Consider the following 21,454-nt stretch of genomic DNA (forward strand, 5'->3'; position numbering starts at 1 on the left):
CTGGGTCTGAGGGCTTCGGCGGAATGGTGTTGATGCTGCGGGTGTGTCCAAAGCCCGGCTGGTTGTCACCGCGATCGAGATCGAAGGACGCAGCGCCGCCGAGGTCGTGGCGGCCTACGACGTGTCCCGCTCATGGGTCTACGAACTCCTGGCCCGGTACCGCGCCGAGAGCGAAGCGGCGTTCGAGCCACGCTCACGCCGCCCCAAGACCAGCCCGACCACAACGCCACAGTCGACGGTCGACCTGATCATCACGGTCCGCAAGCAACTGGCCGAGGCCGGTCTGGACGCGGGCCCCGACACGATCGTGTGGCACCTGCGCCACCATCACCAGATCACCGTCTCGGCCAGCACCGTGGCCCGCGTTCTGGTGCGCCAAGGCCTAGTCGTCGCGCAGCCGAACAAACGGCCGAAGAGCTCCTACATCAGGTTTCAGGCCGAGCAGCCCAACGAAACCTGGCAGTCCGACTTCACCCACTACCGGCTCGCCGACGGCAGCGACACCGAGACCATCACCTGGCTCGACGACCACTCCCGCTACGCCCTGCACGTCTCGGCCTACCGGCGCATCACCGGCCAGATCGTGTCGGCCACGTTCGCTCGAACCGCAGCCCAGCATGGCTATCCAGCCTCGGTACTGACCGACAACGGACTCGTCTACACCACCCGCTTCGCCGGCGGCCGCGGCGGCCGCAACAGCCTGGAAACCGAACTACGCCGCCTCCACATCGTCCAGTAAAACTCCCGCCCCCACCACCCCACCACCTGCGGGAAGGTCGAACGGTTCCAGCAGACGATGAAGAACTGGCTGGCCGCGCAACCCGACCAGCCCACCAATCTCGACCAACTCCAGGCACTGCTCGACACCTTCGTGCAGATCTACAACCACGCCCGCCCGCACCGGTCGCTGCCCCACCGCGCTACCCCGGCCACCGCCTACCAAGCCCGCCCCAAAACCGGCCCAGGCGCCGACCGTTCCACCGATACCCACTACCGCGTCCTGCACGACATCACCGACCACGCCGGCAAACTCACCCTGCGCCGCGCCGGCCGCCTCCACCACATCGGCCTCGGCACCGAACACGCCCGAACCCCCGTCCTCAAGCTCGTCGACGACCTCCACATCCGCATCGTCAACGCCGCCACCGGAGAACTACTCCGCGAGCTCACCCTCGACCCCACCCGCGACTACCAACCCCTCGGCCGACCCCCAGGCCCACCACCCAAAAACAGAAAACCGGACCCCAAACAGGGGTCCGGTCCGTCCGGGATCTCTTGAGAGATCACAGAGAGCCGGTGAGGGGACTTGAACCCCTAACCCCCGCTTTACAAGAGCGGTGCGCTGCCAGTTGCGCCACACCGGCCGGTGTGCGGGTACATAGTAAAGGATCGGGGGCTAGGGGCGGAGTTCGGTTATCGGGCGGTGGAGGGCTCGGGCGCCGGGGACTGCGGTCAGGGCTATGGCGGCCATCAGGAGGAAGGCTGCGGTGGGGTGGTGGACCAGGAGGCCTACGGCTACGGCTACTACCAGGCCGCCCAGGTTGCCGGCCATCCAGATCAGGCCGGCGGCTGTGCCTTCGGCTTCGCCTGTTCGGCGTTCTACCAGTTCCAGGACGATGGGGAGGGCTGGGAGGAGGAGTAGGCCGATCACGGTGATGGAGAGGAAGCCGGTGGCGGTGCTGGGGGCGAGGGCCAGGAGGGCGCAGGCGGCCGCGGTGGTGGTGAGGCTGATGACCAGGAGCAGGGATTCGGCTCGGCGGCGTACGACGAGGATGGGGATGGTCGCGCTGCCGATGACGCCGGCTACTACCTGGAGGAGGAGGATCGTGCTCGCGGTGCCGCCGGTGACGCCGGCGGGTTCGAGGAGGGCCTGGGCGAAGGTGCTCATGGCAACGAATACGCCGAACGGGAAGATCGCGAGGATGCACAACCGGCGGATCAGCGGATCGCCCCAGGCGGCTGCCAGCGCGCCCTTGTCGTGGCGGCCGGCGGCGGCCGCGAGAGGTACGGCGGGCTCGGGCGGGAGGCCGGGCTGGTGGGGTGGCACGGGTTCGTTGGCGCGGGAGACGGCGGGTTCGCGCGTGGTTGCGGCGGCGGGTCCGGGGACGGTGGGTCCGGAGACGGTGGATCCGGGGACCGCGGGTTCGGGGGCCAGGGTGGGGCGGGTGTAGAGGACTACCAGTAGTACGGCGGCTGCCGCGACGCAGAAGGCGGCGGTTGTCACGAGCATCGTCGGGAGGGACGCGGCGGTGGTGAAGAGGGCGGAGAGGAGGAAGGCGAACACCATGCCGGCGAAGATGCTGGCGGTGCCGACGGCGATGCCGGTGGGGCGGTGTTTTTCGTGCAGGTACCGGCCGGTGATGCCGGTGACGGCGTTCAGGACGAGGGGCTGGGCGATCGAGGCGAGGATCTGGCCGGCGAGGAGCCAGCCGAAGTTGTCGCCGAGGAGGCGGACGACCGCGCCGAGGGCGGTCAGTACGGCGCCCGCGACCAGGCCGGCGCGGAACCAGCGGTCCAGGATCAGGCCGCACGGGATCGCCAGGACGACGTACAGCAGCGGGAAGACCTGGGCGAGCCAGCCGATCGCGCTTTCGGACACGCCGTACCGTGCCGCGGCGACGGTCGTGACGCCGGCGAAGTTCAGCCAGACGAGCTGGGTCGCGGCGCCGACCAGGGAGTAGCCGACGATCGCCGACCACCGACTCCGGATTTGCATGCGCGAACTGTACGCGCCCTGGCCGGGAATGGGGCGTACAAAGGAGGCATGGTCGATTGGGAGGGGCCGCTGACCGAGGCGTACGAGCGCGCGACGACGTATCTCGCCAGGCTTCCGGAGCGGCGGGTCGGCCCGCGGGCGAGCGCCGCGGAGCTGCATGCGACGCTCGGCGGGCCGCTGCCGGCCGGGCCGTCGGATCCGCGCGAGGTGGTCGCCCGGCTCGCCGCGGGGGTCGAGGACGGACTGTTGCCGAGTGGGAGCGGACGGTTCTTCGGGTTCGTGTTCGGCGGTGCGACGCCGGCGTCGCTCGCCGCCGACTGGCTGACGACGGCCTGGGACCAGAACGCGGGGCTGTACGCCGCCTCGCCCGCGGCCGCTGTGATCGAGGACGTCACCGCGGGGTGGCTGACCGAGCTGTTCGGGCTGCCGACGGGTACCTCGGTCGGGTTCGTCACCGGCGCGCAGATGGCGAACTTCACCGGGCTCGCCGCCGCGCGGCACGAGGTACTGCGGCGCGCCGGGTGGGACGTGGAGCGCCAAGGGTTGATCGGGGCGCCGGCGGTCCGGGTGCTGGCGGGCGCCGAGCGGCACGACACGGTCGACCGAGCACTCAGGTTCCTGGGCCTCGGTACGGACTGCATCGTGCCGATCGCGGTCGACGACCAGGGCCGGATGCGTCCCGACGCACTGATCGCCGCGCTCCAGGACCACGCCGCCAGCGGGATCGTTCCGACTGTGGTGTGTGCGCAGGTCGGCAACGTCAACACCGGGGCGTTCGACCCGCTGCGGGAGATCTGTGAGGTGGCGCACGCGAACGGGGCGTGGGTGCATGTCGACGGTGCGTTCGGGCTCTGGGCCGCGGTCAGTTCACGGCTCGCACCGCTCCTCGACGGGTCGAGCTGGCCGACTCCTGGGCGACCGACGCGCACAAGTGGCTGAACGTGCCGTACGACTCCGGTCTGGTGCTCTGCGCGTACCCGGAGGCGCACCGGGCCGCGATGTCGATCCGCGCGTCGTACCTGATCCAGGACGAGAACGGCGAACGCGACCCGCTCGACTACAACCCCGAGTTCTCCCGGCGGGCCCGCGGGATCCCGGTGTACGCCGCGATTCGGACGCTCGGCCGAACCGGGATCGCAGAGATCGTCGATCGCTGTCACGCGATGGCCGCCCGGTTCGCGGACGCGCTCCGCGACGGCGGCGCCGACGTACTCAACGACGTCGTACTGAACCAGGTGCTGGTGCGCTTCGGGGACGACGACGCGGTCACCCGCCGGGTGGTCGGCGCGGTCCAGGACGAAGGAACGTGCTGGATGTCCGGCACCACCTGGCAGGGGCGGGCCGCGATGCGGATCTCGGTCACCAACTGGACCACCGGGCGCGCCGACATCGACCGCTCGGCGGAAGCCGTGCTCAAAACGTTCCGCAGAGTTTCCTGAGCGGTCGTGTCGATTTCCGCCCGGGCCGCTCGACGCAGGGATGTACGACGACCGATCAGGAGGAAACGATGTCGTTCCAGGCGTACTTGGACAAGATCGAGGAGAAGACCGGCAAGACCCCGCGGGAGCTGGTCGACGAGGGCATCAGCCGGGGGTACGGCGCCGCGGACGTCAAGGCCGGGACGATCCTGGACTGGCTCAAGGCGGACTACGAGCTCGGCCGCGGGCACGGGATGGCGCTGGTGCACGTGATCAAGAACGGCGCGCGGATCAGCGACAAGCATGTCGGCAGCAACGGCACGCACGCGGACCCGAGCAACATGCTGTGGCTGGACGGGAAGGCAACCAACCCGGCGCTACGGTAGGCGGGTGGAAAAGAAATCGCCGCGCGACAAGTGGATCACCGTCTACGGCCGCAAGCCGGTGCTGGAGGCGCTGCAGGATCCGAAGCTGTCGGTGGCGAAGGTCGTGCTCGCGGACAACGCGACCGGAGGCTCCATGCAGGAGATCCTCCGGGCCGCGGAGAAGTACGGGACGCCGGTCGAGCGGGCGACGGCGAGCCGGGTGAAGTGGCTGGCCGGCAACGGCAAGCACGACCAGGGTGTGGTCGCGGACGTGAACGCGCCGCGGATGACGCCGCTGGAGGAGTTCGTCCGGGCCCGCGGAAAGCGTCCGACGAACGTCTTCCTGCTCGACGGCGTGACCAATCCGGGGAACGTCGGGATGATCCTGCGGACCGCGACCGGTGCCGGGTTCGACGGCGTGATCCTGCCCCGGGCCGGTACGCCGCACGTCGGGCCGCTGGTCATCAAGGCGTCGGCCGGCATCGCGTTCCAGGCGCCGATCGTGAACACGTCGACCGCGAAGGCCGCGGTCGACCTGCTGCGGACCGCCGGGTACCACGTGTACGGGTTGGCGGCGCGGTCGAAGGACTCGCTGTTCCGGGCCGAGCTGGCGCCGCGGGCGGTCTACGTGCTCGGCGGGGAGACGAACGGGATCACGGTGTCCACCGATTCCGACCTGCGGATCCCGCTGCATGCCGGCGTCGAGTCGCTGAACGTCGCGGTCGCCGCGGCGATCGTCGCGTTCGAGGTCACTAACCGGTGATCTTCTTCGCGAGGGCCTCGACGTCGTCGCGGGTGAAGTTGCCGGTGATCTGGACCTGGCCGCCGGAGATCTCGGACTGGACCGCTGGGGCCGAGACGACCTGGCCGTGGACGACGATGGCGAGCAGGTTCGCCGGCGGGTCCTGCTTGGCGAGACCGGCGGTCAACTGGCCGAACAGCTTCGCGCCGTCGGGGTCCAGCGTGATGTTCACGGCCCAGTAGTTGTTCGTGGAGTTGTAGCTCGGCTTGACCTCGGTGACATTGCTGCCGTCCAGTTCGACCTTGCCAACCGTGTAGACGGTGCCCTTGTCGTCGCACGCCGTACCGTCGCGCGCCGGAGTCGGACAGGTCCCGGGCTTGCTGGTGAGTACGCGTCGGAACTCGACGGCCTTCGGGTCGGACGGCTTGGTGCTGGCGGCCGGGGATTCCTTCGCAGCCGGCTTCTCATCGCTCTTGCTGGTCAGGAACACGAACGCGCCGAGGCCGACCAGCAGGACGAGCACCAGCACCAGACCGCCGACGATGATCAACGGCAACCGCGACCGCTTCGGCGGCGGACCCTGGTAGCCCTGCCAAGGCTGCTGGTACGGCGGCGGCTCGTTGGGCGGTCCCGGCGGCTGCGTCATACGCACATGCTAGGTAACCAGGAAGTCAACGCAGCCGAGCCGCGAGCTCCGCGTTGCGCTGCGCGAACGTCCGCCACAGCTCCGGCGTACCCGCCACCCGCTCCCGGGCGGCCGCCGCACCACAGGCCCGCAACGTCCACGTACACATCCGGCCGCCGCGCAGCTCGAACCGCACCAGCACGCCGTCGGCCCACCCGTACACATCCGCGTCCCGCGGCTCCAGCCACGCCACCTTCTGCTCGGCGACGATCCAGTCGAGCGCCTCGATCTCCCCCTGCACCTTGGCCGCGAACTCGTACCGCAGCTCCCCCGCCGCCCGGTCCCGCCGCCGCACCAGCTCGCCACGCAACGCGTCCACGGCCACCGGATCCCGCTCCAGTACGGCGACCGCCGTACGGGCCAGCGCCTCCCGGTCGCCCGGCCCGATCCCGAACAGCCGCCCGAACTCCTCGGCCGACCCGTCGCCCTCGACGGTGTACTGCAACGGCAGTACGCGGTGCAGGCCGGAGATCGCCTGCCGGATCCGCAGGCCACCGAGGTACGGCCCGAAGTGTGCGGCCGTACCACTCACCGTGTGCTCGAACCGCAGCCCGGGCCGCGCGCCGTCGCCGAGCCGGATGTACCCGACCACCTCGGCGCCGCCCTCGGTCCGGTTCCACCGCGGCTTCGAGTGCTCGAGCAGGTTCCGCTCGAGCCAGGCCGCTTCGTGCTCCGAGTCGCACCAGACCCCTTCGACCCGGGCGATCCGCCGGACCATCCGGGCGAGGTGCGGCCGGTCGCCGAGATGTGTCCAGTACGACTGCACCCGGCGCCGCAGGTTCCACGCCCGGCCGATGTACAGCACCTTGCCCGCGTCGTCGCGGAACCGGTACACCCCCGGCCCCGTCGGCAACGCGCGTACCCCGAGGTCTGACACCCGCTCACGCTACGCTCCCGATGGATGCCACCCAAGATGGAGTTCGGGATTCTCGGGCCGGTCCAGGCCCGGGGTACGGACGTCGTGCCGTTGCCGGGTCGCCTGCAGCGCGTGCTCCTGGCGGTCCTGCTGACCCGCGCGAACCAGACCGTCCCGGCGGACGGCCTGGCGGAGGCGCTCTGGGGAGAGCAGGGCGTCAGCAAGCTCTACATCCAGGTGCATCGGCTGCGGCGGGCGCTCGGCGACCCCGCGCGGCTGGCCTCGGTGGCCGGCGGCTACCGGCTTCGGGTCGAGACCGGTGAGCTGGACGCCCAGCGTTTCGAGCAGCTGATCGACGACGGGATCGGTGCCGTCAGCAACGATCCGGGGCAGGCCGTGGAATTGCTGCGAGCGGCCCGGAGACTCTGGCGCGACGTCCCGTTCAGCGACGCGGATTCGCCCGCGCTGGCAGGTGAAACCCAGCGGCTCACCGATCTCGCACTCACCGGTCTGGAGGAGCTGTACGCCGCCGAGCTGGCGATCGGCCGACATACGGCAATCGTCGGCGAGCTGGCCGAGCACGCCCAGGCGCACCCGCTGCGGGAACGCCTGCAAGGCCTGCTGATGCTGGCGCTGTACCGCGCCGGCCGGCAGGACCGTGCTCTCGAGATCTACCGCGACATCCGCCGCATCCTCGTCGAGGAACTGGGCCAGGAACCCGGTCCGTACCTCAGCGAGATCCACCACCACATCCTCACCGGCGAACCGGCACCGGACATCCTGCCCGCGCAGTTGCCGCACGACGTGAACGGCTTCACCGGCCGCGAGGCCGAACTGGCCGAGCTCGACGGAATCGCCCGCCCGGTACTGATCTCCGGCACCGGCGGCGTCGGGAAGACCGCCCTCGCGGTCCACTGGGCGCACCGCGTCCGCGACCGGTTCCCCGATGGCCAGCTGTACGTCGACCTGTGCGGCTACGGCCCCGATCCACCGATGACGCCCGAGGACGTCCTCGCCGGCTTCCTGCGCGCGCTCGGCGTCGACGGGACGGACATCCCGACCGACCGCGAAGAGCGCGCCGCCCGGTTCCGCTCGCTGCTCGCCGGCCGCCGCATCCTCGTCGTCCTGGACAACGCCCGTACGACGGAACAGGTGCGGCCCCTGCTTCCGGGCGGACCGTCCGCGCAGGTGCTGGTCACCAGCCGGGACACCCTCGCCGGGCTGGTCGCCCGCGACGGTGCGCACCGCATCCTCCTCGACCGGCTGAGCGAACCGGACTCGGCGGATCTCCTCCGCGCCCTGGCCGGCGACCGGATCGACGACCCGGCGGCCACCCGCGCCCTGGTCGATCACTGTGCCCGCCTCCCGCTCGCCCTGCGCATCGTCGCCGAGCTGATCAACGAACGTCTCCCCGGCAGCCTCGCGCCGCTCGCCGAGGAGCTCGCCGACACCCAACGGGCGCTCGACGTCCTGGACGCGGGCGGCGATCCGCACACCGCCGTACGCGCGGTCTTCTCGTGGTCGTACCACCAGCTGCCGTCCGAGGCGGCGCGGCTGTTCCGGCGGCTCGGTCTGCATCCCGGGCACGACGCGGACCTGACAGCGATGACCGCGCTGCTCGACGCCGACGCCCGTACGGCGGTCACCGCCCTGCGCCGCGCTCACCTGCTCGACGAGATCGCGCCTGGACGGTACCGCGCGCACGATCTGCTGCGCGCGTACGCCGCGGAACTCGCCGCGAGTACCGACTCGGAGACGACGCGTACGGCCGCCCGGATGCGGCTGTACCGCCACTACCTCCAGATCGCCGCAACCGCCGAGGATCTCGACGCCGAACGCACGAACCTGGTCACGGTCGCCGAGCATGCGCACCGCCACGGGATGCCCACCGCCACGATCCAGCTGGCGACGGCGCTGCGCCGCTACTTCAGCCTCGGCGGCTACCACGACGACGCGCTCGCGGTGTTCCGCAGCAGCCTGACCGCCGCGCGTGAACTCGGGGACCTGAAGGCAGAAGGCGACGCGTACCGCTACATCGGCTCGGTGCACCGGCGATTCGGACAGTTGCATCAGGCAAAGGATCGGATGCGGCAGGCGCTGACCTGCTACGAGCGACTGGGTTCGGCGAGTACGCGACAACTGCAGCTGGTCAACCTCGGCACCGTCGAGATCTGGCTCGGGCAGTACGCCGACGGCCGGCAGCACCTGCAGGATGCGCTCGACCTACCGGACGGCAGCCGCCTCGGCCGGCTCGGGGCGCTGACGTATCTCGGCTGGCTGAGCCGGCTGCTCGGCGACTATCCGGCCGCGGCCGACCACTTCCGGGCAGCCCTCGGGTACGCCGACCCGGCGCGGCCGCGGGACCGGATCGACGCCGAGATGCTGCTCGGAGCGATGTACGAACGCGCGGGAGACTACCGGCAGGCGCAGGAACACCTCGAGCAGGCCCGGGCGATCGCGTTCCAGACCGGGAACAAACTCATCCAGGCCTTCATCGCGCCGCTGGCCGTCGTGTACTGGCGGCTCGGACGCCGCGACGCCGCGTTCGCCTGCATCGAGCACAGCCTGGCCGTCGCCACCCGCGCGAACGAGCGGCTGGTCGGCATGACCGTCCACAACTCCGCGGGCGAGCTGTACCGGCTGGACGGCAACCTGGAGCAGGCCCTCGCCCAGCACCGGACCGCGCTCGACATCGCGGTCGCCAGCAGTTCGCCGTACGACGAAGCCGTTGCCCTGCAGGGGATCGGCGACGTCCAGCAGCAGCTCGGCGGCGACGGGCCGGCGTACTGGCGGCGGGCGCTCGCCGTCTTCCGGCGACTCGGGTGCGCGGATGCCGGCGTACTGGAGGACAGGCTCGCGAAAGGTCCGTGAAAGCCCGGCGCGGCAGCATCTCCGGTACCGCACGAAGGGGGAGGAGACGAGATGGACCGCGAATACGCGTTGAACTCGGCCACGGACCTCGGCCGCCGGCAGCTGGACTATCTGGAAGCACTGCTGGATCCGCACACGAAGCGTTCCCTGGACCACCTTGGGCTCAGGCCCGGGATGCGCTGCCTGGACGTCGGCGCCGGGGGCGGCTCGATCACCCGCTGGCTCGCCGACCAGGTCGCCCCGGACGGCACGGTCGTTGCCGTCGACATCGACACGAAGTGGATGGCGGGGCTGGATGACTACCCGGGTGTCGAGGTGTACCGGCACGACATCAACACCGGGCCGCCGGTACCGGGCCGGTTCGACGTCATCCACGTCCGGCTGGTGCTGATGCATCTCGCCCGTCGCCGCGACGTCCTGCGGCGGCTCGTCGCGGCGCTGGCGCCGGGCGGAGCGCTCGTGGTCGGCGACTTCACCGGTCCGCGTCAGCGGGTCCTGACGGCGCCGAGCGCGGCCGACCAGCGGCTGTACCTGCGTGTCCAGGAGGTCGCGCACGCGTACGTCGCCCGTGAGTACCCCATCTCGTACACGTGGGCGCACGAGATCGACGAAAGCCTCGCCGGCGCCGGGCTCGTCGACGTACAGGGCACCGAGTACTCGTTCACCGCGACCGGTGGCGAGGTCGCGTGCCTGCTGCACCGCAACTACGTCCAGCAGCTCGAGGACCAGTTGATCGCGAAGTCCGAACTGACTCGCGCCGACCTCGACCGGTACGGCGATCTGATGCTGGATCCCCGGTTCCGCGGCTGGTTCTACACGTTCGTCAGCGGCTCCGGACGGCGTCCGTGGTACGGAGAGCGAAGGCGGTCTGACAGCGCGTAGAACGATGACAGCGGGTTGGCCACGAATGCCTGCCGGGTCTTGCGCGGCGTCGTACCGAAGGTTCATCCTGACGGGCGATCCGAGTGCTTGCAGGGGGCTGTGGGGACAGGCGCCGGAGTTCGGGCCTGGGGGGCTTCGTGAGGAAATCTTCCCGGTGGCTGCGCCGTGCGCTGCCCACATTGTGTGTCGTACTGCTGCTGCCGCTCGCCGTGATCGCGCCGGCACGCGCCGCGGTCACGCCGTCCGGTTTCAGTGAGCAGGTCGTGTTCAGCGGGCTCAACAGCCCTACGAACGTGGCGTTCTCGCCGGACGGCCGCGTCTTCGTGGCCGAGAAGAGCGGGCTGATCAAGGTCTTCGACTCACTCGACGACCCGAACCCGAAGGTGTTCGCCGACCTGCGCACCGAGGTCTACAACTACTGGGACCGCGGGCTGCTCGGGATCGCGCTGCATCCCAACTTCCCTACGGATCCACGCATTTACGTGCTGTACACGCACGACGGGCTGATCGGCGGCCCGACGCCGAAGTGGGGTACGCCGGACACCGACGCGGACCCGTGTCCGTCGCCGCCCGGGCCGACGGCTCGCGGCTGCCTGGCCAGTGCGCGACTCTCGGTGCTGAACGCGAACGGCGCGGAGCAGGTGCTGGTCGAGGACTGGTGCCAGGTGTTCCCGAGCCATTCGATCGGCTCGATCGAGTTCGGACCGGACGGCATGCTGTACGCGGGTGCTGGTGACGGCGGGAGCTTCAGTTACATCGACTACGGGCAGAACAGCAACCCGCCGTCCGACCTCTCGCCGGACAACCCGTGCGGCGACGGCCCGGCGCCGGTCGGCGCGACGCTCACGGCGCCGACCGCGGAAGGTGGTGCGCTCCGCGCGCAGGACCTTCGGACGCCGAACGACCCGACCACGCTGGACGGCTCGATCATCCGCATCGACCCGGACACCGGGCAGGCCGCGCCCGGCAACCCGCTGAGCAGCAGCGCCGACCTGAACGCGCGCCGGATCGTCGCGGAAGGCCTGCGGAACCCGTTCCGCTTCACGTTCCGTCCCGGCACGAACGAGCTGTGGATCGGCGACGTCGGGTACTCGACCTGGGAGGAGATCGACCGCCTCGTCGACCCGAAGGCGGGCGTCACCAATTTCGGCTGGCCCTGCTACGAAGGCCCCGCGCAGCAGCCCGGGTACGCCGCCGCGAAACTGAACATCTGCCAGAACCTGTATGCCGCCGGCCCGTCGGCGGTCGCGGCGCCGTACTACGCGTACAACCACGCCGACAAGGTCGGTGGAACCTGCTCGACCGGGAGCTCGTCGATCTCCGGAATGACCTTCTACAAGGGCGGAAACTACCCCACGCAGTACGACAAGGCCTTGTTCTTCACCGACTACAGCCGCAAGTGCACGTGGGCGATGATGGCCGGCAGCAACGGCCTCCCGGATCCCGCGAACATTCAGCTGTTCGCGTCGGGGTACGGCGCGACGCGGCTGCAGACCGGGCCTGGCGGCGACCTGTTCGCGGTGGACTACGACAACGGCCGGATCCTGCGGTACGTGTACAACGGGACCAACAACCCGCCGACCGCGATCATCCACGCCACGCCGGCGAGCGGGCCGACGCCGCTGACCGTGACCTTCGACGGGACCGCGTCGAACGACGCCGACGGCGATCCGCTCACGTACGCGTGGGACGTGGACGGCGACGGCTTGTTCGACGACTCGACGGCGGCGACCGTGCAGCACACGTACACGACCAGCGGGACGGTGACCGCACGCTTGCGGGTGTCGGACGGGAAGGCGTCGACGACGACGTCGATGCAGATCGACGTGGCGAACACGGCGCCGACGGCAACGATCACCGCGCCTGGTCCCGCAACGACCTGGAAGGTTGGCGACACCATCAACTTCTCCGGATCCGCGACGGATCCCGAGCAGGGCACGCTGCCGGCGTCGGCGCTGACCTGGACGTTGATCATGCACCACTGCCCGAGCGACTGCCACACGCACACGATCACGTCACTCGCCGGGGCCGGCGGATCGTTCGTCGCGCCCGACCACGAGTATCCGTCGTACCTCGAACTGAGGCTGACGGCCACGGACAACGGCGGGTTGACCGACACCAAGAGCGTGCTGCTGTACCCGCGCACGACGCAGCTGACGGTCAACTCGTGGCCGCCGGGGATGCCGCTCGCGCTGGGGAACACGAGCGGGAAGAGTCCGTTGACCGCGACAACGATCGTCGGGTCGAGCGTGTCGGTGTCGGCGGATCCGGGGCAGCCGACGGCGAACGAGCTGTACCGGTTCGGGCTGTGGAGTGACGGCGGGACTCGCGATCACAACCTCGTGGCTCCGGACCGGGTGGCGACGACGTACTCGGCGTCGTACGGGCTGAAGCACAATCTGGCCCGCGGGCGTCCGGCGTTTGCCTCGAGCACCTATCTTGTGGGCCGCGAACCGGCGAAGGCCGTCGACGGTTCGATGAAGACGGCGTGGTCGAGCGCGCGGACCGATGCGCAGTGGTACCAGGTCGATCTCGGTTCCGTGCAGGTGGTCAACCGGGTGCTGATGAACTGGTTGTCGTCGGCGTACGCGAAGGCGTACCAGATTCAGGTGTCCGGCAGCGGGCGTACGTGGAAGACGGTTTCGGCGACAGTCTCCGGGGACGGCGGGACCGACAACGTGACGTTCTCGCCGATCTACGCGCGGTACGTCCGGCTGGTCGCGACGAAGCGGGCCGTTGCCGGGAGCTACTACTCGCTCTGGGAGTTCGGGGTGTTCGGCGACACCGGGTCCGCCGTCGGGATCGGCGGCCAGTGCGTCGACGTGTACCAGGCGCTGACCACGGACGGCACGCCGACGACGCTCTACACCTGCAAGGGCTCCGTCAACCAGCAGTGGACCCCGTCGACCGACGACGGCACCATCCGCACGATGGGCAAGTGCCTGGCGGCGCGCGGTACGACGTCGAAGACGCCGGTGGTGCTGTGGACCTGCGACGGCTCGGCCGGCCAACGATGGCGACCGTCGTCCGACGGCACCTTGCAGAACGCCGCCTCCGGATACTGCCTGGACGCCTCCGGCGCCTCGTCCGCGAACGGCACGAAACTGATCCTCTACCAGTGCACCGCTGCCGTGAACCAGCGCTGGGCAGTGCCGTAATTCGATCGTGCTGACGGGGTGCGTCGGCCTATCGTTCGGCGCATGAGTGAGGGATGGGTGGAGGACGGGTTCGGAGCCGTTGCGGACACGTTCGCGGAGAACTTCTCGTTGTTCCCGGAGCTCGGGGCGGCAGTCACCGTGTACGCCGGTGGCCGCAAGGTGGTCGAGCTCTGGGACGGCGAGGCGGCGCCGGGGCGGGCGTGGTCGGCGGAGACCGTGGTGCCGGTGTTCTCGTGTGCGAAAGGGATCGTGAGTGTCGTCGTACATCTCCTGGCGCAGGAGGGGCGGCTGGACCTGGATGCTCCGATCGGGACGTACTGGCCGTCGTTCGTTGCTCACGGCAAGGAGAGCGTCAGCTGCCGGATGGTGCTCGGGCACCGGGCCGGGATCCCGGTGCTGGACAAGACGCTGACGTTCGACGAGATCGCGGCGTGGGAGCCGGTGATCGCGGCGATCGAGGAGCAGCAGCCGTTGTGGGAGCCGGGGTCGACGTACGAATACCACGGACACGTGTTCGGGTTCGTGCTCGGTGAGGTGGTACGGCGGATCACCGGGCAGTTGCCGGGCGCGTACTTCCGGACCGTGATCGGGGACCCGCTCGGCCTGCGGGCGTGGATCGGGCTGCCGGCGGCTGAGCTGCCCGCGCTGGCGCGGCTGGCGGAGGCGGACAGCCGGCCGGCGGGGCTCGACCCGGAGCACCTGCTGATGCGGATCGTGACGATGAACGGGGCGCTGGAGTTTCCCGGTCTCGACGTACCGCACGGGTGGAACGACCCGGCGCTGCTGGGGATGGAGCTGCCGGGGGCCGGAGCGGTCGCGTCGGCGACCGGGCTGGCCGGGGTGTACGCGGCGTCGATCACCGGGCTCGACGGTGCGCCGCCGCTGCTGTCGACCGCGACCGTCGACGATGCGTTGGGTGAGGTGTCATCCGGCGTCGGGTTCCTGGGCTTCGACGGCGGCGCGCGGTGGGGCTCCGGCTTCCTGCTCGACTCGTCGTTCCGCCCTACGCTCGGGCCTCGGAGCCTTGCGAACGACGGCGCGGGTGGCCAGTTCGCGTTCGCGGACGACGAGCACGGCATCGCGTTCGCCTACACCGCCAACCGGATGATCGGCCACGGCGACCCACGCGCGAGCCGTCTGGTCGCGGCGCTCCCCCGGACCGGGACGAAATAGCCCCTCGTTGTGTGATGTGGGGTTGTTCACGTCACATGTGGTGAGTGGCGGTCGTCAGGTGTTTGTTCGATGAGGGCAAACGCGAAGGAACGTCATGACTGCAGTGGTCGAAGGATTTGGTGGGCAGGTCTTCGGGCCGCAGGACGAGGGGTACGACGCGGCGAGCCGGACCGTGCTGGTCGCCGGCAGCCCGGCGTACGTACTCCGGCCGGCGAGCGTCGACGACGTACGGAAGGCTGTCCGGTACGCCGTGGACAGCGGGCTGCCGCTCGCGGTGCGGGGCGGTGGGCACGCGTTCGCGGGGTTCGGGACGAACGACGGCGGCGTGGTGATCGACCTGTCCGGCCAGGCCGGGGTCGAGGTCGTCGACAAGGACAAGCACACGGTGCGGATCGGTGGCGGCGCGACCTGGGGGCAGGTCGCGGCCGCGCTGGCGCCGCACAACCTGGCGATCTCGTCGGGTGACACGAAGAGCGTCGGCGTCGGCGGGCTGACGCTGAGCGGCGGGATCGGGTGGAAGGTCCGCAAGTACGGTCTCGCGCTGGACAGCCTGGTCGCGGTCGAGCTCGTGACCGCCGCGGGCGAGGTCGTCCGGGCGTCGGCGGACGAGAACGCCGACCTGTTCTGGGCGGTCCGCGGCGGCGGCGGGAACTTCGGGGTCGTGACGGCGTTCGAGTTCGCGGCGCACCCGACCAGCGACCTCCACTTCGGGAAACTGACCTTTCCGGCGGCCGAGATCGCCGAGGTGCTGCCGCGCTGGGCGGAGTACCTGCGGACCGCGCCGGCCGAGCTGACGTCGATCGCCGCGTTCGCGAACCCGTTCCTCGGCGGCCCCGAGGCGCCACTGGAGATCCAGGTCGCGTACGACGGTGACGACCCGGAGCTCGCCGCGCAGGCGATCGACCCGATCCGCAACCTCGGCACGCTGCTGTCCGACAGCGTCGTATTGACGCCGTACGCCGAGGTGCTGGAGGAGGGCATGGTGCCGCCGCCGGGGATCCAGCTGGTGACCCGAAGTGCCTTTGTCGACAAGGATTCGGTGCCCGAGGTACTGCGGATCCTCGCCGCGGCCGGTACGTCGCAAGGCGCGCCGATCATCGCGGTCCGCAGCGTCGGCGGCGCGGTCGCGCGGGTGGCGGACGACGCGACGGCGTACGCGCACCGGCAGGCGGAGCTGATGTTCGCCACCACGACGATCGGCCCGCCGCCGGTGATCGAGGCGACCCGGCCGGGTCGCGAGCAGCTGTGGGAGACGCTGCGTCCGCACGTGAACGGCGCGTACGCGAACTTCCTGTCCGACGAGGATCCCACCGACGTGTACCCGGCCGCGACGTACGAACGGCTGGCCGGAATCAAGCGGAAATACGATTCCGGCAACGCCTTCTCGGGCAACCACAACGTGCGGCCGGCATGAGCAAGGTCTGGTTCGTCACCGGCTCGTCCCGCGGCCTCGGCCGGGCGTTCGTCGAGGCCGCGCTGGCCCGCGGCGACAAGGTGGCCGCGACCGCGCGGACAGACCTGAAGGAGTTGAGCGCGAAGTACGGCGACGCAGTACTTCCGCTGGTCCTGGACGTCACCGACAAGAGCAGCGTTTTCGCGGCCGTCGAACAGGCGCAGGCGCACTTCGGCCGGCTGGACGTGATCGTCAACAACGCTGGGTACGGGCTATCCGGCGCGGTCGAGGAGCTCGACGAGTCGCAGCTCCGGGACCAGCTCGAGACGAACTTCTTCGGTCCGCTCTGGGTCGTCCAGGCGACCCTGCCGTACCTGCGGGACCAGGGCGACGGCCGCATCATCCAGGTGTCGTCCGTCGCCGGCCTGCTCGGGCTTCCGCTCGGTGGGGCGTACTGCGCGTCGAAGTGGGCGCTCGAAGGGCTGAGCGAAGTGCTGGCCCAGGAGGTCGCGGGATTCGGCGTCAAGGTCACGATCCTCGAACCGGGCGGGTACGCGACCGAGGGCGTCACCGGCGGCGTGCAGTCCGCCGGGATCCCGCTGTACGACAACCTCCGCGCGGCGCTCACGGCGTACGTCGCGGCCGCCGACTTCGGCGACCCGGACGCCGCCGGACGTGCGATCCTCGAACTCGCGGACACACCCAACCCGCCGCTCCGGATCTTCTTCGGCACTCAGGGTTACCCGATGGCACAGCAGGCGTATGCGGACCGTTTGAAGACCTGGGCAGACTGGCAGGACCTGTCGGTGAGAGCCATGTGAAAGGCTTGAGGTATGCGGACCTTGACGTTCAACATCCACCACGGCGTGGGTTTGGGCGGCAAGCTGGACCTCGAACGGGTCGCGCAGACGATCGAAGCCTCCGGTGCCGACGTGGCCGGCCTGCAAGAGGTCGACAAGTACTTCGCTGAGCGCAGCAACTGGGAGGACCAGCCGTCCTGGTTGGCGGCGCGACTGAAGATGCACCACGTCTTCGCCGCCAACCTCGACTGGGATCCCGCGGAGCCGGGCAAGCCGCGCCGGCAGTACGGGACGCTCGTGCTCTCGAAGTACCCGATCGTCGACTCACGCAACACCCTGCTCCCGCTGCACGCCGGCAGCGAGCAGCGCGGCCTGCTGGAGACCCTGATCGACGTGGACGGTACGCCGCTGCGCTTCGCCGACACGCATCTCAGCACGGTCGACAGCGGCGAGCGCCTCGAGCAGGCGAACGCCGTCGTCGGGCTCCTGAAAAGCGCTCCCGAAGCGACGCTGCTCGTCGGCGACCTGAACGCCGTACCGACGTCGGCCGAGGTCAAGACGCTGACGGCGCTGTGGGCCGACACCTGGCGGGAGAAGGGGTTCGGTCCCGGCTTCACCAGCCCGGTTCCGCTGCCGGCCCGGCGGATCGACTACCAGCTGCACAGTTCGCAGCTGGTGCCGACAGCCGCCTCGGTCCTGCTCAGGTTCGCCTCCGACCATTACCCGGTCGCGGCCACCTATTCCTTCAGCTGACGCTCGTACGCGTCCGCCGGCCAACTGGCCGCCGTCTTCGTGACCAGGCGCGCGCCGAGGCGTTCGTAGAAGCGGTAGCCGGCCGTGTTCACCAGGCGCAGACCCCAGCTGATCGGGAGCCGTTCCGGGAGGGCGATCCGGGCCAGCGCCAGCATCAGCCGACGACCGACGCCGGCGTCGCGGAACGGCTTGCGGACATAGAGATCGTCCAGGGCCAGCTGGTCGCCGCCGACCCACAGGTACGGGCGCCGCAGCGCGGACACGTACCCCGCGACCGCGCCGTCCACCGACGCGACCAGCACGATCACGTCCGGCCGGTCCAGGAACTCCTCCCAGTCGGCGACCTCCGCCGTCACGTCCGCGCGCTGATCCTGGTAGGCGGCCAGCTCCCCCAGCATCGTCAGCACGGTCTCCGCGTCCGCGCTCTCCGCGCGGCGAATCTCAATGGACATGAGCCGTCTCCCCTGAAGGCTCGAACGACGGTACGACGATCAGCGTCAGCGCGGCAGCCACCGCGGCCGTGACCGCTGCGAATGTGAAGCCCCGGGTGAACCCGGTGGTCACCGTACCGGCAAGACTCGCCGCCGCGACGCTCGAGACCACCGCGACACCGAGCGACGCCCCGAACTCGTGGAACGTACTCAGGATGCCCGACGCCAGCCCCGCCTCGTGGTGGGCGACCTGCGCGAACGTCGTGGTCGACGACGCCACGAACGCCGCGCCGAGCCCGATCGTCCCGACCGCCATCCCGGTCACCACCACCGCCGCGCCGTCCCACAGCGCGGGCGCCGCGACACCGATCGCGGTGAGCAGGAATCCGGCGATCGCGATCGCGATCGGCCGGGCGCCGGCCTTGCCGACGAACTGACCGGCCAGATGGGCGCCGACGATCGCCGCGATCGCGACGGGCAGGAACAGCAGCCCGGTGCGCAGCGCGCCGTACTGCTTGAAGTGCTGGAGGTAGAACGAGCCGAGGAAGAACATCGAGATCATCAGCGCGGTCGCGATCAGCAGCATCAAGGTGCCGGAGGCAACGGATCGGCGGGCGAGGATCCGGAGGTCCATCAGCGGCGACCGGACGGTGCGCTGCACCCACGCGAACACGCCGTACAGGACAAGCGCGCCGGCCAGGGTGCCGAGCGTCGCGACGGACAACCAGCCGCGGTCGCCGGCGTTGATCAGCGCGTAGATCGCGGTACCGGTGCCGGCGGTCACCAGCAGCGCACCCGGTACGTCGAGGCGTCCCTGCCGCTCGCCCGGCGTGCCGGCCGGGAGCATCCGGAACAGCACGACGAACACGACCAGGCCGATCGGCAGGTTGATGTAGAACACCCACTGCCAGCCGGGTCCCGCGGTCAGCAGGCCGCCGAGCAGTACGCCGATCGCGGAACCGCCGCCGCCCATCGCGGACCAGATCCCGAGCGCCTTGTTCCGTTCCTCGCCGTCGAACGTCTTCGTCACGACGGAAAGCGCTGCCGGGGACAGCATCGCGGCGCCGATCCCCTGCGCGACCCGGCCGCCCAGCAGGACCTCCGGGCCGTTCGCGAGGCCGGTGACCAGCGAGGCGAGCGTGAAGACGGCGAGGCCGACCAGTACGACGCGGCGGGAGCCGAACAGGTCGGCGGCGCGACCGCCGAGCAGCATCAGGCCGCCGAACATCAGCGTGTACGCACTGACCACCCAGGTCAGCGTCTCGCGCTGCAGGTGCAGGTCCGTCTCGATGTTGGGCAGCGCGATCGCGACCACGGTCACGTCGAGGATCAGCATGAACTGCGCGACGGCGAGCAACCCCAGCAGCCGCCACCGCCGCGGGTCCGGTTGATTCATGATCTCGTCCTTAAGTTGAACAGGTATGTACGAGTTGAAGGTAACTCGTACACTGCTGTTCGACAAGAGGAAGTCGTACAATGGTGTTCGAGATCAGGGAGGTCCCGGATGGCGACCAGCACCAAGCGGGCCGACGCCCAGCGCAACATCGACGCGATCCTGTCCGCCGCCGCGGACTGCCTGAGCCGCAACCCGGCGGCCAGTACGTCGGAGATCGCGAAGGCGGCCGGCGTCGGCCGGGTGACGCTGTACGGGCACTTCCCGTCCCGCGCCGAACTCCTCGACGCGGTGTTCGTCCGGGCGATCGCGACCGGCGAGGAGTCGCTCGGGCAGGTCGACCTGACCGGCGATCCGCGCGCGGCGCTGATCCGGCTGATCGAGACGAGCTGGGAACTCGTCGACGGGTTCCGGACGCTGCTGATCGCGGCTCAGGAAGTGCTGCCGCCGTCGCGCGTACGGGAACTCCACGCCGACCCGATGGCGCGGGTGGAGCGGCTGCTGGAACGCGGGCGTACGGAGGGCGCGTTCCGGACCGACCTGCCGACGACCTGGCTGGTCAGCGTCATGCACAACGTGATGCACGGCGCCGCGAACGAGATCCAGGCCGGGCGGATCACCTCGGCCGAGGCAGCGCCGTACATCACCGCGACGCTGCTGGCGGCGTACACACCGCCGGGCGAACGCGTCGCGGTCTGACTACTCGAGCCAGATCGTCTCGAACGTCGGGTTCGCGTGGATGTGGACGGCCTCGTAGCCGCCCGGCCCGGTACGGAACTTGTGCGGGGTGTCCGCCGGTACCACCAGGATCTGCCCCGCCGTACCGACGATCTCCTCGCCGTCGACGGTGAACGTCGCCGAACCACGCCGGATGATGAAGGTCTCGGCGTACGGATGCTTGTGCAGCCGCGGGCCGGTGCCCTCCTTGGTCGTCGACTCCAGAATCAGCGAGACGCCGGCACCACCCGGCAACTCGGTGTAGTTCTCGGTCCATTCCTCACCGTCGGCGCGCCCGTCGGCCCGGCTGATCACCGCGGCCCCGGACTTCGCGATCTCGGTCATGCCACCCTCCTCGGTCGATCCAGCCCACCGTAACCGCGGACCGGCTCGCACACATCAGGGTTTCGGCCAACTCGGTGCCGTTTAGGGTGTTGGGCATGCCGCTGTATTCGTTCGAAGGTAAGCGCCCGACCGTGCACCCCGACGCGTGGATCGCCCCCACCGCGACCCTCGTCGGCGACGTGGTCGTCGAGGCCGGGGTCTCGATCTGGTACGGCGCCGTGATCCGCGCCGACCTCGGCACGATCACGATCCGCGCCGGCGCGAACATCCAGGACAACACCGTCATCCACGTCGGCCACAACGGCTGCGAGATCGGCCCCAACGCCACCGTCGGCCACCAGTGCCTCGTCCACGACTGCACCATCGGCGAACAAGCCCTCGTCGGCAACGGCGCCATCGTCCTCGACGGCGCCGTCATCGGCCCCCGCTCGCTCGTCGCCGCCGGCTCCACCGTCACCCCTGGCGCCGTCGTACCGCCGGAATCGGTCGCGATGGGCAGCCCCGCCAAGAAGATCGTCCCGCTCGACGGCACCGCCAAACTCTTCGTCGACCACAACGCCTCCGTCTACCACGCCCTCGCCGAACGCCACGCCGCCACCGTCGAACAGGTCGACCCGTGATCGACGACTTCGCGAAGACCTACCTGCACGATGCACTCCGCTACGTCCGCGGCTCGCTGGTCGGGAAGGTCGAGGGGCTGTCGGAGTACGACGTAACGCCGCCCGCTCACGCACACCGGCACGAATCTGCTCGGGC

General features: G+C 70.0%; 18 protein-coding genes, 1 tRNA gene and 2 pseudogenes. 14 read left to right on the forward strand and 7 right to left on the reverse strand.

Annotation, left to right across the window (positions count from 1 at the left end; all coding sequences use genetic code 11):
- Positions 1-43: 43 nt before the first annotated feature.
- Positions 44-739, forward strand: coding sequence for a DDE-type integrase/transposase/recombinase (locus ACQHIV_RS24870; RefSeq protein WP_427885592.1), 696 nt, complete (start codon positions 44-46; stop codon positions 737-739).
- A 15-nt stretch (positions 740-754) separates the two neighbouring features.
- Positions 755-1,279 (forward strand): annotated as a pseudogene (locus ACQHIV_RS24875) (integrase core domain-containing protein); the annotation flags it as partial.
- Between the two features lie 12 nt (positions 1,280-1,291).
- Here ACQHIV_RS24875 and ACQHIV_RS24880 read toward each other — a convergent pair.
- Positions 1,292-1,364, reverse strand: a tRNA-Thr gene (locus ACQHIV_RS24880).
- 32 nt (positions 1,365-1,396) lie between these two features.
- Positions 1,397-2,716: an MFS transporter gene (locus ACQHIV_RS24885; protein ID WP_427885594.1), complete on the reverse strand. Its 1,320-nt coding sequence runs from the start codon at positions 2,714-2,716 to the stop codon at positions 1,397-1,399.
- 48 nt (positions 2,717-2,764) lie between these two features.
- Here ACQHIV_RS24885 and ACQHIV_RS24890 point away from each other — a divergent pair.
- The 3 genes and pseudogenes from ACQHIV_RS24890 (at position 2,765) to ACQHIV_RS24900 (ending at position 5,262) form a co-directional block, all read left to right on the forward strand.
- Positions 2,765-4,155 (forward strand): annotated as a pseudogene (locus ACQHIV_RS24890) (pyridoxal phosphate-dependent decarboxylase family protein).
- A gap of 68 nt (positions 4,156-4,223) precedes the next feature.
- The gene (locus tag ACQHIV_RS24895; protein ID WP_427885595.1) at positions 4,224-4,520 is read left to right on the forward strand and encodes a DUF4287 domain-containing protein; all 297 of its coding nucleotides are present in this window, start codon (positions 4,224-4,226) and stop codon (positions 4,518-4,520) included.
- Positions 4,521-4,524: 4 nt separating this feature from the next.
- Entirely contained in the window at positions 4,525-5,262 is a 738-nt protein-coding gene (locus tag ACQHIV_RS24900) for a TrmH family RNA methyltransferase (protein WP_427885596.1), read from the forward strand.
- On the opposite strand, the gene ACQHIV_RS24905 is transcribed toward ACQHIV_RS24900, so the two are convergent.
- Positions 5,252-5,887, reverse strand: a complete 636-nt coding sequence (locus ACQHIV_RS24905; RefSeq protein ID WP_427885597.1) for a SecDF P1 head subdomain-containing protein — start codon at positions 5,885-5,887, stop codon at positions 5,252-5,254. The two genes, ACQHIV_RS24900 and ACQHIV_RS24905, sit on opposite strands and share 11 nt — an antisense overlap.
- Positions 5,888-5,912: 25 nt before the next feature.
- Entirely contained in the window at positions 5,913-6,803 is an 891-nt protein-coding gene (locus ACQHIV_RS24910; RefSeq protein WP_427885599.1) for a GIY-YIG nuclease family protein, read from the reverse strand.
- Between the two features lie 24 nt (positions 6,804-6,827).
- On the opposite strand from ACQHIV_RS24910, the gene ACQHIV_RS24915 reads away from it, so the two are divergent.
- From ACQHIV_RS24915 to ACQHIV_RS24945, 7 genes are all read left to right on the forward strand, one after another.
- Positions 6,828-9,653 carry a BTAD domain-containing putative transcriptional regulator gene (locus tag ACQHIV_RS24915; protein ID WP_427885601.1) on the forward strand — a complete coding sequence of 942 codons (2,826 nt, stop codon included), beginning with the start codon at positions 6,828-6,830 and terminating at the stop codon, positions 9,651-9,653.
- A 51-nt stretch (positions 9,654-9,704) separates the two neighbouring features.
- Positions 9,705-10,535, forward strand: a complete 831-nt coding sequence (locus tag ACQHIV_RS24920; protein ID WP_427885603.1) for a class I SAM-dependent methyltransferase — start codon at positions 9,705-9,707, stop codon at positions 10,533-10,535.
- Between the two features lie 137 nt (positions 10,536-10,672).
- The gene (locus ACQHIV_RS24925; protein ID WP_427885604.1) at positions 10,673-13,693 is read left to right on the forward strand and encodes a PQQ-dependent sugar dehydrogenase; all 3,021 of its coding nucleotides are present in this window, start codon (positions 10,673-10,675) and stop codon (positions 13,691-13,693) included.
- 42 nt (positions 13,694-13,735) lie between these two features.
- The gene (locus ACQHIV_RS24930; protein ID WP_427885605.1) at positions 13,736-14,866 is read left to right on the forward strand and encodes a serine hydrolase domain-containing protein; all 1,131 of its coding nucleotides are present in this window, start codon (positions 13,736-13,738) and stop codon (positions 14,864-14,866) included.
- 94 nt (positions 14,867-14,960) lie between these two features.
- Positions 14,961-16,280: an FAD-binding oxidoreductase gene (locus ACQHIV_RS24935; protein ID WP_427885606.1), complete on the forward strand. Its 1,320-nt coding sequence runs from the start codon at positions 14,961-14,963 to the stop codon at positions 16,278-16,280.
- A complete protein-coding gene (locus tag ACQHIV_RS24940) occupies positions 16,277-17,080 on the forward strand; it encodes an SDR family NAD(P)-dependent oxidoreductase (protein WP_427885607.1) in 804 nt (267 codons plus the stop codon). The genes ACQHIV_RS24935 and ACQHIV_RS24940 overlap by 4 nt, the downstream gene beginning before the upstream one ends.
- Positions 17,081-17,092: 12 nt before the next feature.
- The gene (locus ACQHIV_RS24945) at positions 17,093-17,812 is read left to right on the forward strand and encodes an endonuclease/exonuclease/phosphatase family protein (protein WP_427885608.1); all 720 of its coding nucleotides are present in this window, start codon (positions 17,093-17,095) and stop codon (positions 17,810-17,812) included.
- Here ACQHIV_RS24945 and ACQHIV_RS24950 read toward each other — a convergent pair.
- Positions 17,797-18,264, reverse strand: coding sequence for an N-acetyltransferase family protein (locus ACQHIV_RS24950; protein ID WP_427885610.1), 468 nt, complete (start codon positions 18,262-18,264; stop codon positions 17,797-17,799). The genes ACQHIV_RS24945 and ACQHIV_RS24950 overlap by 16 nt on opposite strands.
- Positions 18,254-19,639 carry an MFS transporter gene (locus ACQHIV_RS24955; protein ID WP_427885612.1) on the reverse strand — a complete coding sequence of 462 codons (1,386 nt, stop codon included), beginning with the start codon at positions 19,637-19,639 and terminating at the stop codon, positions 18,254-18,256. The genes ACQHIV_RS24950 and ACQHIV_RS24955 overlap by 11 nt, the downstream gene beginning before the upstream one ends.
- A gap of 108 nt (positions 19,640-19,747) precedes the next feature.
- On the opposite strand from ACQHIV_RS24955, the gene ACQHIV_RS24960 reads away from it, so the two are divergent.
- Positions 19,748-20,335 (forward strand): TetR/AcrR family transcriptional regulator, encoded by a 588-nt coding sequence (locus ACQHIV_RS24960; RefSeq protein ID WP_427885614.1) that lies wholly within the window; start codon positions 19,748-19,750, stop codon positions 20,333-20,335.
- On the opposite strand, the gene ACQHIV_RS24965 is transcribed toward ACQHIV_RS24960, so the two are convergent.
- On the reverse strand, positions 20,336-20,698 hold the full coding sequence (locus ACQHIV_RS24965) for a cupin domain-containing protein (RefSeq protein ID WP_427885616.1): 363 nt from the start codon (positions 20,696-20,698) through the stop codon (positions 20,336-20,338).
- Positions 20,699-20,793: 95 nt separating this feature from the next.
- Here ACQHIV_RS24965 and ACQHIV_RS24970 point away from each other — a divergent pair, with 95 nt between their 5' ends.
- The gene (locus ACQHIV_RS24970; RefSeq protein ID WP_427885618.1) at positions 20,794-21,318 is read left to right on the forward strand and encodes a gamma carbonic anhydrase family protein; all 525 of its coding nucleotides are present in this window, start codon (positions 20,794-20,796) and stop codon (positions 21,316-21,318) included.
- Positions 21,319-21,454: the final 136 nt, after the last annotated feature.

Origin of the sequence: Kribbella polygonati (genome assembly GCF_050320105.1) — a bacterium.
Classification (GTDB): Bacteria; Actinomycetota; Actinomycetes; order Propionibacteriales; family Kribbellaceae; genus Kribbella.

Bases quoted from the DNA above. Each gene is read 5' to 3' on its own strand.
- ACQHIV_RS24935 (WP_427885606.1), top strand. From the start codon at position 14,961: ATGACTGCAGTGGTCGAAGGATTTGGTGGGCAGGTCTTCGGGCCGCAG.
- ACQHIV_RS24960 (WP_427885614.1), top strand. From the start codon at position 19,748: ATGGCGACCAGCACCAAGCGGGCCGACGCCCAGCGCAACATCGACGCG.
- ACQHIV_RS24885 (WP_427885594.1), bottom strand. From the start codon at position 2,716: ATGCAAATCCGGAGTCGGTGGTCGGCGATCGTCGGCTACTCCCTGGTC.
- ACQHIV_RS24895 (WP_427885595.1), top strand. From the start codon at position 4,224: ATGTCGTTCCAGGCGTACTTGGACAAGATCGAGGAGAAGACCGGCAAG.
- ACQHIV_RS24930 (WP_427885605.1), top strand. From the start codon at position 13,736: ATGAGTGAGGGATGGGTGGAGGACGGGTTCGGAGCCGTTGCGGACACG.
- ACQHIV_RS24945 (WP_427885608.1), top strand. From the start codon at position 17,093: ATGCGGACCTTGACGTTCAACATCCACCACGGCGTGGGTTTGGGCGGC.
- ACQHIV_RS24955 (WP_427885612.1), bottom strand. From the start codon at position 19,639: ATGAATCAACCGGACCCGCGGCGGTGGCGGCTGCTGGGGTTGCTCGCC.
- ACQHIV_RS24920 (WP_427885603.1), top strand. From the start codon at position 9,705: ATGGACCGCGAATACGCGTTGAACTCGGCCACGGACCTCGGCCGCCGG.
- ACQHIV_RS24940 (WP_427885607.1), top strand. From the start codon at position 16,277: ATGAGCAAGGTCTGGTTCGTCACCGGCTCGTCCCGCGGCCTCGGCCGG.
- ACQHIV_RS24905 (WP_427885597.1), bottom strand. From the start codon at position 5,887: ATGACGCAGCCGCCGGGACCGCCCAACGAGCCGCCGCCGTACCAGCAG.
- ACQHIV_RS24970 (WP_427885618.1), top strand. From the start codon at position 20,794: ATGCCGCTGTATTCGTTCGAAGGTAAGCGCCCGACCGTGCACCCCGAC.
- ACQHIV_RS24950 (WP_427885610.1), bottom strand. From the start codon at position 18,264: ATGTCCATTGAGATTCGCCGCGCGGAGAGCGCGGACGCGGAGACCGTG.
- ACQHIV_RS24915 (WP_427885601.1), top strand. From the start codon at position 6,828: ATGCCACCCAAGATGGAGTTCGGGATTCTCGGGCCGGTCCAGGCCCGG.
- ACQHIV_RS24965 (WP_427885616.1), bottom strand. From the start codon at position 20,698: ATGACCGAGATCGCGAAGTCCGGGGCCGCGGTGATCAGCCGGGCCGAC.